1 protein-coding gene is annotated in these 727 nt (G+C 69.7%); it reads right to left on the reverse strand.

The features are described 5' to 3' along the window. Positions 1-727 (reverse strand): GNVR domain-containing protein (locus AX685_RS07465; protein ID WP_331710159.1); only part of this gene is annotated, 727 nt, incomplete at both ends.

A 727-nucleotide genomic window follows, 5' to 3' on the forward strand; every position in this document is an offset into this window, starting at 1 on the left:
GCCTGGTCCAGCGACACTTCCTCGCGCAGCAGCTCGACCAGACCCGCGCCCTTCGATCGTTCGCCCAGCACCTCGCTCATCGCCGCGCGGCGCACGTCGCATTCCAGCACCAGGGTGCGCGCGTTGTTGATCGCCAGCGTCCGCGCGAAGGCGAGCGCGGTGGTCGTCTTGCCCTCGGCCGGCAGCGCGGAAGTGATCGCGATCACCTTGTGCGGCAATTGCCCGCGCACGCCGACGATCGAGGCGCGGGCGTTGCGCAGCGATTCGGCGAACAGTGACGTCGGCTTTTCCAGCAGCAGGTCGGCCGGATTGGCGAAGCCCGTCACCTTGGGCACCGCCGCGATCATCGGCAGGCCGAGGCGGCTCTGCACTTCCTCGGACGTGCGCATCCCGGCGACCAGCATCTCCTGGATGAAGATCACGCCCGCACCCGCGCCCAGACCCAGGATCAGCGACAGCGCGAACAGCAGTGGCTTGTTCGGCCAGCTGGGCTTCGTCGGCACCTGCGCGGCGTCGACGATCTCGGCCTGCGCGATCTGGTTCTGCGCCGACTGGGTGCTTTCCAGCGACAGCTGCGACATGCGCTCATATTGCGCGCGCTTGGCCGCGGCCTCGCGTTCCAGGCTGTCGGCCAGCACCGCGTTGCGGGTGTTGCTGGCCTGTTGCGATTCCAGCCGGCCCATCGCGCCGCGCAAGCTGTCGGAGCGCGCCTGCGCCGCTGCGGCGG

This window comes from Sphingomonas sp. CCH9-F2 (assembly GCF_001556735.1).
Lineage (GTDB): Bacteria > Pseudomonadota > Alphaproteobacteria > Sphingomonadales > Sphingomonadaceae > Sphingomonas > Sphingomonas ginsenosidimutans.